The sequence below is a fragment of the Peptostreptococcus equinus genome (assembly GCF_027125355.1).
In the GTDB taxonomy this organism is placed as follows: domain Bacteria; phylum Bacillota; class Clostridia; order Peptostreptococcales; family Peptostreptococcaceae; genus Peptostreptococcus; species Peptostreptococcus equinus.
The window spans coordinates 545,445-562,738 of record NZ_CP114052.1 but is presented as its reverse complement, the minus strand read 5'-3'; the positions used below and the strand labels follow the sequence as shown (position 1 = coordinate 562,738).

The window sequence follows — 17,294 nt, the reverse complement described above, 5'->3', positions numbered from 1 at the left end:
CAATTTATTTTAATTCTTATAATTATAGTTTTGAAAATTTTTCTATCAATTTTTCTGTTCTTTTTTTGCAGTCTTCTTGATTTAATATATCTGATATTACACAAATACCATCTACATCTCTATCCTTTAAAACTTCAATATTATCTAACTTAACTCCTCCAATTGCAAGAATTGGAATATATACACTTTTTCTTATATCCATCATTGTATCTTTTGTTATAACATCTGAATCGGTCTTTGTGTCTGTAGAATAAATTGCTCCTACCCCAATATAGTCTGCACCCTGCTCTTGAGCCTCAATAGCTTCATTTACTGTCTTTGCAGAAATACCTACTATTTTATTATGACCTATCAATTCTTTAACCTTTTTAATAGGCATATCTGATTGCCCAACATGAACCCCTGCAGCATCCACAGCCAATGCTATATCCAACCTATCATTTATTAATAATGGTATATCATATTTATCACAAATTTCTTTTAGTTTTTTAGCTCTAATTAGGAAATCTCTAGTGGAAAGATTCTTTTCTCTAAGTTGAACGATTTTTGCTCCACCCTTTATACTTTCTTCTATAGTTTTATAAAAATCTTTTCCTAAACATGCTTTTTCATCTGTAACTAAATACATATCGTACTGATATTTTACTTTTTCAAAAGTTATTTTTGCATTTTCTTTTATCATTACTGTATTTAAATTAAATATGTTATTCATTACTTTTTCTTTATATGAAGCAATTCCTCTAGTTTCTGATTTTGCCAATTCTCCAGATAGGCTCATTGCTAAGACCCCAGATATAGCACTTATAAATGGATTCTTATTTGCCCCTATAAAACTTCCTATAAGTGATGTAATCATACAACCAGTACCCGTAATATAAGCTAAGGAGTCTGATTCATTTTCAATTTTCACGATATTTATTCCGTCAGTAATAATATCAATTTTTCCAGTCACTGCACACACACACCTATATTTTCTTGAAACTAATAGTGCTGCATCTATTGCTTCTATACTATCTACACTAGAATCTACTCCCTTGGTATTTACTTTTATACCTGCTAGTGACATTATTTCTGATGCATTTCCTTTTATGATATTTACATGTACCTTACTTAAAAATTCTTTTACGGATTCATTTCTAAAAGGAGTAGCTCCAACACCTACAGGATCAAAAACAATAGGTATATTATTCTCATTCGCTGTAATTCCAGCTTTTATCATTGTTTTTAATGAATCTGAATTAATTATTCCAAAATTTAGGACTAGCGCATTTGCTACCCTTGTCATTTGATCCACTTCATCATATGCATCTCCCATTACTGGTGATGCTCCTATTGCTAAAGTTACATTTGCGCAGTCATTTATTGTAACATAATTTGTTACTTGCTCTATTAATGGTTTTACTTGTCTAACTTTATCTAAAGACTGGTATATCTCTTTTTTTATTATTTCTATATTCATATTCATACCTCTATTTATAGTTCAAATTTTAAATCTTCATAAATTTTTCCCATTGGATTAGTTGGACCACATCCATGACCTATATCAAGAGAATATTCTATAGCCATAGTAATAAACTCCTTTGATTTTTTTACAGATCTAATCATATCAAATCCAAGACCTAAATTTGATGCAATAGATGATGACAATGTGCATCCTGTGCCATGAGTATTCTTAGTGTCAATTCTTACATTTGTGAAAAAATATTCTCTTGATTCTTTATCTATTAATACATCACAAGGATTTTCATCTAAGTGCCCACCTTTTATCAATACATACTTTCCTGTAGTTTTTTGTATTTCTTTACCAGCCTTTGCCATATCTTCTTTAGTTGATATTTCTATCTCTTTATCGAACAATAATCTATATATACATTGTGCTTCCATTATATTAGGAGTAATAATTTCCGCCAAAGAAAATAATTTATTTATCAACTCATTTTTTGCAAAATCATCAATTAAATCAAATCCAGATGTAGAAATCATTACTGGATCTAATACAATATTTTTTGCTTTATATTTTTTTAAACCTTCATATACAGACCTTACTATATTTGAATTTGATAACATACCAATTTTTACAGCATCTACTTCAATATCAGTAAATACAGCATCTATTTGGGCTAGAATCATTTCAGGCGAAATATTTTCTATTAAATTTACACCCATTGTATTTTGAGCTGTAACAGCAGTAATGGCACTCATACCATATACACCATGTGCAGCAAATGTTTTCAAATCAGTTTGAATCCCAGCCCCTCCGCTAGAATCAGAACCAGCTATTGTCAGTACTCTTTTCATTATTTGCCCTCCACATACAATTTTTGCAATAAAAAAAACATATATCCATGGATATATGCGGCGTTTATTGAATTCCTACGCTGGCATTACCCAGATCAGGTCGAAGGTCAAGAATCACATTCTTATCTCAGCCGATTTATCAGCACCCTTTTCATAATATCAAGTTTTTTATACTATATTCATTATATTATCATATCGATTTATATTTTACAACAAAAATAATTTTATAAATTCAATTATTATATTGTAATCATTTGATAATAGTATATAATATTCTAATAGGTATTAAGTTTTTTAGGAGGTATTATGGAAACAATTGCTAAGTTTTTTGGATTTTTGGCACTAGGTAGTTTTGGAGCCACTGTAATGAATTTTATTACAAAATATATAAAAAAGAATTTTTATCAATATATAAAAAAATATAAAATAGTAGATAAATATTTTCCTATTTTGGTAACTATTTTTGTAAAATATCATAAGATTTGGGGGTTAATGGCTGTTGGTGGTCTTTTATTACACTTTTCAATAATGTGGACTATTAATGGAATAAGTATCACAGGAATAATAGCTGGTTGTATATTGGGACTTCAAGTTTTACTGGGTATCTATGGATCAAAACAAAAAAAGAAACGATCTGGAGCTTGGTTTATATTACATAGAATTATAAGCCTTCTACTAATAGTTACAATTTTAGGTCATCTACTTTTTAAAGCTTAAAATCTAGTAATTATTTATTTTATAGAATTATTTTAAACAATTAAAAAAGAGAGCTTAGCTCTCTTTTTTATAATAAAATTTCTCTTTTAATTCTTCTACTTAAATCTACAATTTTTTTCATATATTTTGTATCAATTGTCTGTATTGAATCACTCCAAGCCTGATTCGGATTAATATGTGATTCTATTACCAAACCATCTGCACCAGCACCAATAGCTGCACATGATAGAGATTTTATCAAAGACCTCTGACCAGCTGCATGACTTGGATCAACCATAACAGGCAAATGAGTCAATTCTTTTAAAATAGGTATAACACTAATATCTAGTGTATTTCTTGAAATGTCAGAAAAAGTTCTAATACCCCTCTCACAAAGTATTATTTTTTCATTGCCTTCTTTCATAATGTATTCGGCACTAAGCAATAACTCTTTTATAGTTGCACTAAATCCTCTCTTCAGTAAAATTGGCTTGTCAATTTTACCTAATTCCCTTAATAAAGGATAATTATACATATTTCTTGTTCCAACTTGAAATACATCTATTTTATCATACATAAAATCAAGGTCTCTAACATCCATTATCTCTGTCACTACTGGAATATCTTCCTCTTTTGAAATTTTTTGAAGCATTTCAACTCCATCTCTTCCAATACCTTGAAAATCATATGGTGAAGTTCTAGGCTTGAATGCTCCTGCTCTAATCAAATTGACATCTGCTTTTTTTAGTTCCTTAGTTATGGCAAGCATTGTATCATAATTTTCCACCGAACAAGGTCCAGATATTATCACAGGTTCATCTGCTCCTATATTTATACTTCCAACTTTAAATGTAGTCTTTTCCTTATACTCTTTGCTTGTCATATATCCATAATCTATATTAATATCTAAACTATTTTTAAACTCATTCTGCTTAGATTCTATATACTCTTTCTTATCACTTTCTAATAAAATAATTACAAAAATATCAGCAACAATATGTTTTTCAAAAGCAATATTATTATCTATTAAAAACTCTATACATGAGTTGTAATCATTTTTATTCTTAAAAATATATTGCACAAATTCACCTCCATTATTTACAAATTATCTTTCTCATTTCCATTAAAACTTCGTCTATTTTTTCTTCCTCTAATCTTTTTCCTTGAAAAATTTCAGAAGATTTTACAGCTTGTGCTACTAACATCAATAGACCTGTTGAAGCTTTTGCTCCCAGTTTTTTTGCTTGACATACTAACTTAATTTCCAAAGGATTATAATTTAAATCAACCAAATACTTTATTTTATTTAATTTCCTTATATCTATAGGAAACTCAATATCTAAATGTAAATTATTTCCTATAGGAGTACAATTTATGAGAAAATCAGCTTCCTTATAATAATCAAAGTCATCTAACTTATTTATTCCTTTTCTAGAAACATTTAATATATTGCTAACACCTAAATCCTCAAGTGCTACTCTTACAGTATTATAAGTAGCTCCACCACCTACTATTAAAGGTTTTGTATTTCTTACATCAATACCTAGTTTATTTATTGTATATGTAAATCCATAATAATCAGTATTGTATCCATATAATTTTCCACTTTTATTTAGTATTGTATTTACATTTCCTATTCTAGCGGCGGCTGGATCAACAAAATCACAATATTCCATCGCAATTTTTTTGTATGGTATAGTGACATTAATACCTTTAAAGTCTTTTTTCTTAAAAAAATCTTCTATTTTATCTTCTTCTAATTCAATTAACTCATATGGCTTAGAACCTAATATTTCGTGCAAAATAGGCGAAAAGCTATATGATATTGATTTTCCTAAAAGCCCAAATTCCAATTTTATTCCCCTTACATATTCATCATGTATATAAACTCTTTTTTGTTTATTTTTACAATTTTAGCCTTACCAATATCATCCAATTTAATAATATCTATAAATTCTCCATAGGATTTTTTATCCTTAAATATATATTCATGCATCTCTTCTAGATCAAAGTCCATTGAAGTAGGTAAAGAATATTTATCAAGTAGGGATAATAAGGAATCATATACATTTACTGCTTGCTCATTGTCATTGATGAAAATCTTGCAAATACAAATCATACCCATAGCTACAGCATAACCATGAGAAATTTCATAATTAGTAATCTTTTCTATAGCATGACCAACCGTATGTCCAAAATTTAGTATCTTTCTTATCCCATTTTCTTTCATGTCTTGATTTACTATTATCTTTTTAATCTCTACGCATCTATGTATTAAAACCTTAAGATTTTCTACATCAAAAGCTTCTTTATCATTTAATAACTTATATAAATTTCTATCATATATAAATGCATATTTTATTATTTCAGCTAGCCCATTTTTTAATTCTTTATTTGGAAGTGTACTTAAAAAATCAAAATTTATATATACTTTTTTAGGATTATAAAAAGTTCCTATCAAATTTTTTCCACTTTCTGTATTAATAGCAGTTTTTGATCCTACCGAAGAATCTACCATGGACAATAATGATGTTGGTATTTGTATATAATCAATAGATCTCATATAAGTAGAAGCTACAAAGCCACCTAAATCGCCAACTACTCCACCACCAAAAACTATTATAAGATCACTTCTATCAAATTTGTTTTCAGACATAAAACTGATTATCTTATCATAAGTAGATATGGATTTTGATTTTTCTCCAACTTCTACAACAAAATCAAATACTTGTTTTTCATCAGTAAAAGTAATGTCTTTATATATTCTATCAATATTTTTATCTTTTATGATTAATATTCTGCTTGATTTGTGGTGATTATCAACAAAATCTTTTATTTTATCTATTAAATTATCATCAAAAAATATTTCGTATTCATCATTGATTTTTATAGTTTCCATTGTTAATACGACCTCCTAAAATAATCTAACTATACTATTTTACCACAAAAATTCATTATTTATATGTTTTTAAATAAACAAATAATGATTGGACAAATAATTTGACCAATCACCTTAAAACCATATTTTATAGTTATTTAAATAAAAGCAAACTTACTGCCATTACCATCATTCCAACTACCAATCCATAAATTGATAAATGGTGTTCACCGTACTCTCTTGCAGAAGGTAATAATTCATCAAAAGAAATAAATACCATTATACCTGCTACCATAGAAAAAATAACACCCATCAATGTATCACTCATTATAGGAGTCAAAATTAAAAAACCAATAATAGCACCCACTGGTTCTGATAGACCTGATAAAAATGAGTATTTAAAAGCTTTTTTCCTACTACCTGTTGAGTAATATATAGGTACTGATACAGCTATACCTTCAGGTATATTATGTATAGCTATTGCAAAAGCAATCATTATACCTAGTTTTGGATCCTGTAAAGAACTTACAAAAGTCGCTATACCCTCTGGAAAATTATGAATACCTATAGCTAATGCAGTTAAAATACCCATTCTCAAAAGTTTATGATTTTTCTGAGCCTCTTGTCGCATTATTATTTGATCCATATGATGTTCATCCATATGTTCTTCAGACATTTCTTCAATTGAATGAAGTTCATGAGGATTTTCACCTTCCGGTATTAACCTGTCAATTACAGCAATTACAAGCATACCTAGAAAAAAAGATACAACACTAATCCAAGAACCCAGCTTATCTCCTAAGGCTCCTACCAAAATCTGTTGTGACTCGTTTAATATTTCCACCATAGATACATAAATCATTACCCCAGCAGAAAAGCCCAAACTTATTGCTAAAAACTTTGTGTTGCTTTTTTTTGTGAAAAATACAATTAGTGAACCTATGCCAGTTGCAAGTCCTGCAAATAGCGTTAATAAAAATGCGTATATATAGTTATTCATATATTATTTCCCCCTAAATTAGCCAGATAGCTATATTCATTCTACCATAATATTTAATATCATTCAATTTGATAATAAAAATTTATTAGAAATACATTGAAATTTTTTATTTTATTTGTTTAAATATAAACATAATATTATTACAAAACATATACTGAAGGGAGATAATGTAATGAATAATACAAATAGCAATTCCTTAGCTTACAATAAGATGGAAGATAAAAAAATTCTTCCACTAATCATTTCTATGTCACTACCACCTCTTTGCTCAATGTTTATGCAGTATTCATATAATTTTATAGACTGTCTATTTGTATCATGGATCAGCGAAGATGCACTTACTGCAGTTTCTTTGTCCTTTCCTCTTACTACTCTAATGCTTGCCTTTTCAATCGGTATTGGAGTGGGAATAAATGTTTTAATTTCTAGATTTCTGGGGCAAAAAGATTTTGATAAAGCAAATTCAATAGTTAATCATGGACTTATACTTGCAACTTTCGTTGGTATTTTATTAAATATATTATGCTTACTTTCAATAAAACCATATTTTTATGCTTTCTCGTCTAATCCAAGATTACTTGAACTTTTTACTGACTACATGTATATATGTGCTTTTATGCAAATACCGAATATACTTCATATAGCTGTACAAAAAATAATACAAGGTACAGGTAATATGATAGCCCCTATGTGGTTTCAAATAGCAGGGGTTGTCTTTAACCTAGTATTCGATCCAATATTAATTTTTGGATTTGGACCATTCCCTAAAATGGGTATAAAAGGTGCCGCTCTTTCAACTGTATTAGGATACACATTATCGATGATTTTAGCATTTTATGTATTAATATTTACAAAGCAAAAAGTAAAGATCAAAAAAAATAATTTTTCTTTATGCTATTCATATTTTAGAGATATTATAACGCTAGGTTTACCATCTTTTATTATGAATGCACTTGGAGCATTTATGGTAAGTTTTGCCAATATGTTCCTAATAGTATATTCCACAACTGCTGTAGCATTTTTTGGAGCATATTTCAAAGCACAGCAAGTAGTAGTTATGACAGTTAATGGTTTGATTCAGGGTTGCATACCAATTATGTCTTATAACTTTGGTGCAAAAAAAATAGATAGATTAATGCAAGCATTTAAATATGGAACTATAATTGCCAGTATACTAATGGGATTTGGATCTATTTTACTTATAGTTTTTCCTGTTCATATTTTAAAAATATTTATGGCCTCAGATCAAATGATTAGTTTTGGAGTTCCTGCTCTCAGAATAATGGCTACCAGCTATATTTTTAATGGTATTTCAACGATGATAGCATCTTATATGCAGTCAACTGCAAATATAAAATATAGCTTGATTATAAATTTATTAAGACAGTTAGTATTATTACTACCAATGATGTGGATTTTAACTAGATTATTCCAAATGAATGGCGTATGGTATTCTTTTATAATTACGGAATTAATAACTTGCTTATATGCCTATATTACATACAAAAGGAATTCGACTATAAATATATAGATTTTATCTACAATAATTAAATAAAACAAAAAAGAGCTTTAAATTGACTATAAAATCAAATAAAAGCTCTTTTTATATTATTAAAATACTAATAAATTTTATAAATCTATTTCTAATAATATTGGTGTATGATCTTGTCTTGTACCAGAATCAATCATATCAGATACCCTAACTTTATCAGCAACATCGCTACTTACAACCCAGTAGTCAATCCTCCATCCTGAATTATTTATCTTACTTGTTTTTACTCTTTGTGCCCACCAAGAATAAACCCCTTCTTTATCTCCATGCAAATGACGGAAAGAATCAATAAATCCTCTTCCCAAGAAATTTGTAAATCCCTCACGCTCTTCATCCGTAAATCCTGCAGAAAAGTGGTTACTAGCTGGATTTGCGAGGTCTATTTCTCTATGGGCAACATTGTAATCCCCACATGCAAGTACTGGTTTTTTTTCAGACAATTGGCATAAATAATCTGCATATTTTTGATCCCATACTTGTCTTTCTTCTAGTCTTCTTAGTCCATCTCCTGCATTTGGTGTATAAACTTGTGTTACAAAACAATCATCAAATTCTAAAGTAATTATTCTTCCTTCGTCATCCATTGTGGATGGAGCTCCTATTGTAGGAAAGCTAACTTCGGGGTTGAATTTTTTTTTGTATAAAAACATTGTTCCGGCATAGCTTTTTCTTGCTGGTTCTTGAGAACTTCTCCACACAAAATTGTAACCAGGAAAAATTTCACCTAAAATCTCTATATGTTTTTTAGTAGGACCTTTTGCTGATAATTTTGTTTCTTGAAGTCCTATTACATCTGCATCCATTAATGCAAGATTTTTTAAAACCTCTCTTGATAATAAAGCACGTGCTGAATCACTAGTAAGCGCTGCATTTAAAGAATCTATATTCCACGAAATAAGTTTCATAAATTTCCTCCTAAGTATAATATCTAGAATATATTATACCCAAATAAGAGGTATTTTTTCTACTATTTTTTATAATAGTCAAATTATAGATTATTATAAATGCAAATTCTATTTATAGTAATGCCTTATATACATATATAAATTTTTAGGCTATATAGAATTTTACCAATCTTATATTTAATCTATTCTAAAAGTCTTCTCATCTACTTTTTTTATATTTTCTTCTAGAGGTTCATTTTTGCATACATTATTTTCTTTATGCACATAATTATCAATAGAATATATTTCTTCATCATTTTTGATGTTGCTTAAGTCAATTTGTACATTATCTTCAATCTCTAATATATTATTTTTTTCTCTTTTACTAACTCCATTTTGTATTCTATCAGTAACTTCGACCTTCTCTTCTAAGCCATATACATCAATTAACATATCTTTTGACATCTTAGTTTTAGTAGCTATTTCGTCTAATGAAAAACCTTCTTCTTTTAGTCTCCTCACAGTATAATCAAAACTTTCCCCTACTTCAATCATATGTCCATCTGGATCCAATATTCTAAAAATTTTTCTTGAAGTATAATCTTCCTGTATATTTTCTTTTACAATTGGGCTTTCAGCATATTCAGATAATTTATCTAAAAAATCAATCATATTATTTTCTTCAAAGTACAAGCAAAAATTAAACTGTCCATTGTTAATACCTCCACCTATCTCATTTTCAAATGACCTTTTGTCTTGCAAAACAATGCCATCACTAAGTATAATTTTCGTATCAAAATCTGCTACAGTATGTAAATTAAATACTTCTTTATAAAATTTACTTGATTGCTCTACATTATCTACAACTAATACTACATTTCTAAATTTCATAATAACCTCCTATATCAAAACATCTATTTATAATGAATTTTTTTCTAAATCATATATTAATATTATATCCTAAAAGTCTATTTACTAACTTAATCTTGATAATATTTGGGTATTGTATAGTGATCCATCAGTCTAATTGAATGAGTCATTAAAAATATTAGCAGCATAGCAATGATACTTCCTATAACAACACCCGCAAATCTTACAGATAATATAGAATATTTGTAGCTTTGCTCATGTAAAGACATAAGTAGTAAGACCTGAGGATTTATAAAAAAGTTGGCTAATGTGTAGTTCAAACTAACAAAATACTCAATTAATACTGCAAACATAATAATGAATATTATTGTTACTTCTTTGTTCATATCTATTTTTATTAAAAAATATCCAAAAATAAGTCCAAATAAAGTACCTAAAACTCTCCCTATAGTCCTTTTTCTAATGGCATTTAAATGTTCACCTGCTAGTATAGCTGCTGAAGAAACCAAAACCCAATATCCACTATTGTCTCTAAATAAATATGATATGTAAGCTGTAATAAAAATCACACTTGAAAAATGACATGCTTTTAAAAACATATCTGGTGATTTATGAATGGTTACATAATATTTATCTAGAAATGTAAAACTTTCGTAGTCATCTTTTTTCAAACTTTTTGGGAGCCCCATTATCAATGAAGTTAAAATACACGCTATTAAAGCTCCACATATTCCATAGAGTAAATATATTGAATTATCAAAGGCTTGAATAATATTATTTACTCTAATATTAAATCCTGAAGCGAAAACCATGATTACAAAGAAATAATCTGGTTTTGGAATTCTATATATCCTTGTGAAGAAGAAAGCAATAAAAGAAATAATGCTGATGACAAATGGTAATATCCATGAGTGCATACCTGTAATAAGACCAAAAAAGAATGAAAATAGCAAGGCTATAGCATGTAAAACTATAGCTTTTATATTCCATATAATGGATCTGTCTCTAAAAATCAAAAAAGAAAAAGAACCTAATGCTCCAAATGTACATATATTAGGATCTTTGGACAATATACCTATTATAAGAGGTATAGACATAGATATACCAGCACCTATAGATTTTATGAAAATTTTATTTTTAGATTTCATAGTTACCTCCTATCTATTATTTATATATCAATTATATCATTTTTTTATTATAATTTACTTGTTTTTAAATTTTATTACTTATATTTAATGTTTACAGTCTTGAACAAATATAAAAAATAAATTAATTTTAAAAAATAAATATCTTGATAATAGAATTAGTTTTGTTAAAACGTTATTTTAATAACTATTTATGTTTATTTTTAAACATTATTTTCCACAAAATTTTATCCAAAACAATACAGTTTTTTTAATTATATAAATACGTACTCAATATTGACTAAGATTAATTATTTGTATGCTCATATATTATTATTTATATATAGTCATACAATTGAATACACATTTTTATTGTTGACTTTTGCACACTCTAGTAATATAATTATGTTAATTAATAAACGAACGATTTTTTATTTAATAGGAGGTTATAAAAATGACAGAAGAAAAGAAAAACTTAATTGATGAGGAAGAATTTATTGTAAATGATTTAAAAACATTTGAACGAAGGCTTGAAAAGGTTAGAGAAGCTCAAAAGCAATTTGCATCATTTACACAAGAACAAGTTGACAAAATTTTTAAAGAAGCAGCATTGGCTGCAAATCACAAACGTGTTGAGCTTGCCATAAAAGCCAATGAAGAAACTGATATGGGTGTAACTGAAGATAAAGTTATAAAAAACAATTATGCAGCTGAATACACATACAATGCATATAAAAATACTCAAACATGTGGTGTGATTGAAAAAGATGATGTTTTTGGTATTACAAAAATTGCAGAACCAGTTGGTGTAATAGCTGCTGTAATTCCTACCACTAACCCTACTTCTACAGCTATATTTAAAACTTTAATTTCATTAAAAACTAGAAACGAAATAATAATATCTCCTCACCCAACAGCTAAAAATTCTACTATAGCAGCCTCTAAGATCGTATTAGATGCTGCAGTGAAGGCAGGTGCACCAAAAGATATAATAGCTTGGGTCGATCAACCATCTATAGAGTTAACTGCTGAATTGATGAAAGAAGCTGACCTAATATTAGCCACAGGTGGACCTGGCATGGTAAAATCTGCTTATTCTTCTGGTAAACCAGCCGTGGGCGTTGGTGCTGGTAATGTACCCGCTATTATTGATGAAAGTGCAGATTATAAAACAGCAGTGAGTTCAATCATACTTTCAAAGTCTTTTGACAATGGTATGATTTGTGCTTCTGAACAATCAGTTATAGTACCAGAAAAAGATTATAAAGAAATATTAGACGAATTTACTTATAGAGGTGCTTATGTTCTAAAAAATGATGAATTGGATAAATTCAGAAAAATAATACTTAATGAAAAAGGTGGGCTAAATAATAAAATAGTTGGCCAAAGCCCTCACAGATTAGGTAAATTAGCAGGTGTAGAAATACCGGAATATTCTAGAATAGTAATAGCACAAGTAGAAGAAACAAATTTTTCTGAACCATTTGCCCACGAGAAATTATCTCCTATATTAGCAATGTATAAATACAAAACTTTTGAAGAAGCTGTATATAAAGCTGAACATTTAGTTGAGCAAGGCGGTCTCGGTCATACTTCTTCACTTTATATAGATACATTAAATTGCAAGTATAAGCTACAAAAATTTATAGATACGATGAAAACTTGCAGAATAGTAGTAAATACTCCATCATCTCAAGGTGGTATCGGTGATTTATACAATTTCAAACTTGCTCCTTCATTTACTCTAGGTTGTGGATCTTGGGGAGGAAATTCTGTATCTGAAAACGTAGGGGTAAAACACCTAATAAATATTAAAACTGTAGCTGAAAGGAGAGAAAACATGCTTTGGTTTAGAGCTCCAGAAAAAGTTTACTTCAAGAAAGGCTGCCTACCAGTAGCTATGAAAGAATTTAAAGACGTAATGAACAAGAAAAAAGCCTTTATAGTAACTGACTCTTTCCTATATAAAAATGGATATACAAAAAATATCACTAATCAATTAGACGAAATGGGCATCGTACATACTACATTTTTTGAAGTTGAGCCAGATCCTACCCTAGCCTGCGCACATAAAGGTGCTGAAGCAATGAAATCTTTCGAACCAGATTTAATTATTGCTGTTGGTGGTGGTTCTGCAATGGATGCTGGTAAAATTATGTGGGTAATGTATGAACATCCAGAAGCAGACTTTAAAGACATGGCCATGACATTTATGGATATAAGAAAAAGAGTATACACTTTCCCTAAGATGGGCGAAAAATCTTATTTCTGTGCTATAGCTACTTCTGCTGGTACTGGCTCTGAAGTTACTCCATTTGCCGTAATAACTGACCAAGAAGAAGGAATTAAATATCCTTTAGCAGATTATGAACTACTTCCTAATATGGCAATAGTAGATGCTGATATGATGATGGATATGCCACCAAGATTGACAGCATCTTCTGGTATTGATGCACTTACACATGCACTTGAAGCATATGCCTCAATTATGAGAACTGAACCAGCAGATGGCTTGGCACTTCAAGCAGGAAAAACTATATTTGAATATCTCCCTCAGGCATACAAAAATGGTAAAACAGATGCTAAAGCTAGAGAAAAAATGGCAATAGCTTCAACCATGGCAGGTATGGCATTTGCAAATGCATTCTTGGGAGTATGCCACTCAATGGCTCATAAATTAGGAGCATTCCATCATGTACAACACGGTATAGCAAATGCTATGCTAATTACACATGTGATAAAATATAACTGTGCCGAGGCACCAGTAAAAATGGGTACTTTTTCTCAATACAAATATCCTGATTGTGTCGAAAGATACGCTGAATTTGCTAAATTCTGTGGTATAAAATCAGGAAAGGACAATAGAGAAACAGTTGATAATCTAATAAAAGCCATAGAAGAACTTAGAATAAAAACTGGTGTACCAGCTACTATAAAAGAAGCTGGTATAGATGAAAAAGCATTTTTAGATAATCTAGATGCAATGACAATTCAGGCATTTGATGATCAGTGTACAGGCGCAAACCCAAGATATCCTTTATTTGAAGAGATAAAAAATATGTATTTAGATGCATATTACGGTAGATAACCCAATAAATTTTCATAAATTTAATAGAAAGGGACTCCAAAAATTTGGAGTCCCTTTCACATATATTAATTTTTATAGTTCCCAATTTGGATCTTTCCATAAAGACCTACCTATACCTATTAAATCTGCTTGTTCATCTTGTAGCAAATCTTCTGCTTGCTCTAAAGTACTAACTCCACCAGTAAGAATTACTGGTATTGATACTACATCTTTAACTGCCTTTGAAGCATCTTTAAAGTAACCTGGATTTGAATCATTAGGATTTTTTATTCCGCACAGGCCACCAGAAATATCAATCAGATTTACTCCTTCTTTCTCAAAAACCTTACATGCATATACAGCGTCTTCAATAGTAGAGCCTCCCTTTACGTAGTCATTAGCTCCAAGCCTAAGTGAAATCAAATAATCTTCACCTACAGCTTTTCTTACAGCTCTAATAACTTGCCTGTGTATATTTATTCTTTTCTCTATAGAGCCTCCATATTGATCTTTTCTTTTATTAGTTATAGGAGAATAAAATTCATTAAGCAGATAACCATGCGTAGAGTGTATTTCAACTCCGTCATAACCTGCATTTTTTGCTCTTAAGGAAGCCTTAGCATATTTATCTATCAACACTTTAATGTCTTCTTCGCTCAATGCTTTTGATTTTATAAAACCTTTATCATTCTTACAACCTGGAACACTTATGCCACTTGGAGACACTATTTCATCCTTCACAATATCATAAAAGGCTTCACTACCAGCATGGTTTATTTGAAATATAGCTTTTTTCCCATATTTATGTATAATATCAGCTATTTTTCTAATACCTTCAATATCCGAATCATCCGATATTGACATCATATTTGGACTAGCCTGGCCTTCTTTAGAAATATAAGCATGTTCAGTAATAATCATAGCAACATTATCATTCTTTGCTCTAGATTCATAATAATCGATTAAATCTTGCGTTACTTTTCCATCTGAAGTACTCTTAGCTGTAGCAATTGCAGGCATTATAATTCTTCCATTTAGTTCAATATTAGCTATTTTAATTTTGTCTTTTATCATTATTTACCTCTTTCTCTTTGAATCTGGAAATAATTTTTTTCACTTTCTTCTTTAGATGCCCCACAACTTACACAAAAATTAGCATCAGAGCTATTATAATTATCACAATAACTACACATCCAATCAGGACCTTTACTAATATGAGTTTTTGACTCATCTACTGCTGCACTCTCATCTATAATTTCTGGCAAATAGAATTTCACATCTTGATCTCTACCATGTCCACAATTAGGACAAACTTGGTGTCTACCTAATATTCCATTAGTGCCACAGTATGAACAATCCCACAAAGCTTCAATTTTATAATTTCCCATACAATTCTCCGTTCAAAATAAATTTATTGATTCCAATTCTCTACAGCATTATTATAATATTGCATTAAAACTGGTTTTGTTAACCTGTTTATTTCTACATTTGTATTTTTTTCATCTTTTGCAAAGGTAAATATTGAATTTATATTTTCATTAGATAAGAATCTCGTTTGTTTTTCAATCTTAAAATTATTATCTATCTTATTCATTGATCCCATATTAAATCCCCAATCACCAAATGCTGGTACTTGAACATGATATGGTTTTACATTAAATCCTTCACTTTCTATAGTTTTATTAATAGACCAAAATGCTTTGGTTGCATAATATGGACTAGTAGATTGTACAACCATAATTGCATCATTATTCATAGATTTTTTGCAAAGTCTATAAAAAACATTTGAATAAAGCTTATTCAATGACTCAGAATTAGGATCAGGCAAATCAACAATTACCAAATCATATTTTTTTTTATTACTTTCAAGATATTTATATGCGTCTTGACTATATATCTTTAATTTTTTACTTTTTAGACTATTTTTATTTATATCTGTGATATTTTTATCAGTGCTACAAATCTTTATCATTTCAGCATCTAAATCAACTAAATCTATAGATTTAACATTATATTTTAATACCTCTCTAACAGCTAATCCATCTCCACCACCTAATATTAATATATTATTTTTATTTTTTACTTTTGACATTGGTACATGAACGAGTGCCTCATGATATCTATATTCATCATCTGTAGAAAACTGGCAATTGCCATCTATATATAATCTAATGTCATCCTTATGCTTCGTCATGACAATTTTTTGATATTTAGTCTGCTCAATTAATATTATTTTATCTCTGTATAGACCACCTTCAATAACTTTAGATATATTTTCAGCAAATACCATACCTATAGCCATAGATATAGCTAATGTAGATGCCAAAACTTTATAAAATTTAACATTGTCTATCTTATTCCAATACTTGTATATTATTATTATTGCTGCACTTATATTCAAAAAACCACATAAAAATGCAGTTGCAAAATACCCTAATTTTGGTAAAAGCAATAATGGAAAAGCTATTGACCCTAACAGTCCTCCTATATAATCAAAACTAAATAGTGATGATAAGGTAAGTTTCAAATTATTTTCATCATTTTCAATAATCCTTGCAATAATTGGTATTTCAGCACCTGCTAATGTACCAATCGATATAATTAATAAGTACATTACAATATCATATGACACTATATATAAATTAGCCAAAAATAGGCATAAAGCACTAAATCCACCTACTAAACCAATCAAAAGCTCTATTTTAACCAAACTATTGAATAAGTTTTTTGTGAAAAATCTAGATATATATGATCCCAGGCCTAAAGCACACATATATAAACCAATAGTTATAGAATATTGTAAAGTACTATTTCCTAATAAATATGAGCTAACTGCACTTATTATCAGTTCATAACATACCGAACAACCAGATATAACAAGTGTTGTAAGCATTAAAATTTTGTATTTCTTTGACATTTTTTTAC

The 17,294-nt window shown here is 29.1% G+C and carries 15 protein-coding genes and 1 riboswitch; of the genes, 3 read left to right on the top strand and 12 right to left on the bottom strand.

Translation table 11 applies throughout. From position 1 onward, the window contains the following. Positions 1 to 22: 22 nt before the first annotated feature. A complete protein-coding gene (gene thiM, locus O0R46_RS10090) occupies positions 23 to 1,459 on the bottom strand; it encodes a hydroxyethylthiazole kinase (RefSeq protein ID WP_331275614.1) in 1,437 nt (478 codons plus the stop codon). A gap of 14 nt (positions 1,460 to 1,473) precedes the next feature. Next, complete coding sequence (gene thiD / locus O0R46_RS02895; protein ID WP_269312082.1) at positions 1,474 to 2,298, bottom strand: bifunctional hydroxymethylpyrimidine kinase/phosphomethylpyrimidine kinase; 825 nt, start codon at positions 2,296 to 2,298, stop codon at positions 1,474 to 1,476. Between the two features lie 55 nt (positions 2,299 to 2,353). Next, positions 2,354 to 2,458, bottom strand: a riboswitch (TPP riboswitch). 146 nt (positions 2,459 to 2,604) lie between these two features. Here thiD and O0R46_RS02890 point away from each other — a divergent pair. Then, entirely contained in the window at positions 2,605 to 3,015 is a 411-nt protein-coding gene (locus O0R46_RS02890; protein ID WP_269312081.1) for a hypothetical protein, read from the top strand. Positions 3,016 to 3,082: 67 nt separating this feature from the next. Here O0R46_RS02890 and aroF read toward each other — a convergent pair whose 3' ends face one another. From aroF to zupT, 4 genes are all read right to left on the bottom strand, one after another. Next, positions 3,083 to 4,075 (bottom strand): 3-deoxy-7-phosphoheptulonate synthase, encoded by a 993-nt coding sequence (aroF, locus tag O0R46_RS02885; protein WP_269312080.1) that lies wholly within the window; start codon positions 4,073 to 4,075, stop codon positions 3,083 to 3,085. A 13-nt stretch (positions 4,076 to 4,088) separates the two neighbouring features. After that, on the bottom strand, positions 4,089 to 4,847 hold the full coding sequence (locus O0R46_RS02880) for a shikimate dehydrogenase family protein (protein ID WP_269312079.1): 759 nt from the start codon (positions 4,845 to 4,847) through the stop codon (positions 4,089 to 4,091). 11 nt (positions 4,848 to 4,858) lie between these two features. Continuing rightward, entirely contained in the window at positions 4,859 to 5,893 is a 1,035-nt protein-coding gene (gene aroB, locus O0R46_RS02875) for a 3-dehydroquinate synthase (protein ID WP_269312077.1), read from the bottom strand. Positions 5,894 to 6,026: 133 nt separating this feature from the next. Next, positions 6,027 to 6,872 carry a zinc transporter ZupT gene (zupT, locus tag O0R46_RS02870; RefSeq protein ID WP_269312076.1) on the bottom strand — a complete coding sequence of 282 codons (846 nt, stop codon included), beginning with the start codon at positions 6,870 to 6,872 and terminating at the stop codon, positions 6,027 to 6,029. A gap of 172 nt (positions 6,873 to 7,044) precedes the next feature. Between zupT and O0R46_RS02865 the strand changes: the two genes are divergently transcribed. After that, positions 7,045 to 8,403 (top strand): MATE family efflux transporter, encoded by a 1,359-nt coding sequence (locus tag O0R46_RS02865; RefSeq protein ID WP_269312075.1) that lies wholly within the window; start codon positions 7,045 to 7,047, stop codon positions 8,401 to 8,403. 98 nt (positions 8,404 to 8,501) lie between these two features. Here the strand turns inward: O0R46_RS02865 and O0R46_RS02860 are convergent, their stop codons facing one another. The 3 genes from O0R46_RS02860 to O0R46_RS02850 form a co-directional block, all read right to left on the bottom strand. Then, a complete protein-coding gene (locus O0R46_RS02860; protein ID WP_269312074.1) occupies positions 8,502 to 9,329 on the bottom strand; it encodes an exodeoxyribonuclease III in 828 nt (275 codons plus the stop codon). A 177-nt stretch (positions 9,330 to 9,506) separates the two neighbouring features. Next, the gene (locus tag O0R46_RS02855; RefSeq protein WP_269312073.1) at positions 9,507 to 10,199 is read right to left on the bottom strand and encodes a VOC family protein; all 693 of its coding nucleotides are present in this window, start codon (positions 10,197 to 10,199) and stop codon (positions 9,507 to 9,509) included. A gap of 89 nt (positions 10,200 to 10,288) precedes the next feature. Beyond that, on the bottom strand, positions 10,289 to 11,326 hold the full coding sequence (locus tag O0R46_RS02850; protein WP_269312072.1) for an FUSC family protein: 1,038 nt from the start codon (positions 11,324 to 11,326) through the stop codon (positions 10,289 to 10,291). 430 nt (positions 11,327 to 11,756) lie between these two features. Between O0R46_RS02850 and adhE the strand changes: the two genes are divergently transcribed. Then, a complete protein-coding gene (adhE, locus tag O0R46_RS02845; RefSeq protein ID WP_269312071.1) occupies positions 11,757 to 14,390 on the top strand; it encodes a bifunctional acetaldehyde-CoA/alcohol dehydrogenase in 2,634 nt (877 codons plus the stop codon). A gap of 72 nt (positions 14,391 to 14,462) precedes the next feature. Here adhE and O0R46_RS02840 read toward each other — a convergent pair whose 3' ends face one another. From O0R46_RS02840 to O0R46_RS02830, 3 genes are read right to left on the bottom strand one after another with little or no spacing between them, the layout of a single operon-like run. Continuing rightward, positions 14,463 to 15,443, bottom strand: a complete 981-nt coding sequence (locus tag O0R46_RS02840; protein ID WP_269312070.1) for an NADH:flavin oxidoreductase — start codon at positions 15,441 to 15,443, stop codon at positions 14,463 to 14,465. Continuing rightward, complete coding sequence (locus tag O0R46_RS02835; RefSeq protein ID WP_269312069.1) at positions 15,443 to 15,757, bottom strand: zinc finger protein; 315 nt, start codon at positions 15,755 to 15,757, stop codon at positions 15,443 to 15,445. The genes O0R46_RS02840 and O0R46_RS02835 overlap by 1 nt, the downstream gene beginning before the upstream one ends. A gap of 23 nt (positions 15,758 to 15,780) precedes the next feature. Continuing rightward, a complete protein-coding gene (locus tag O0R46_RS02830) occupies positions 15,781 to 17,286 on the bottom strand; it encodes a polyamine aminopropyltransferase (protein WP_269312068.1) in 1,506 nt (501 codons plus the stop codon). Between the last annotated feature and the right edge of the window lie 8 nt (positions 17,287 to 17,294).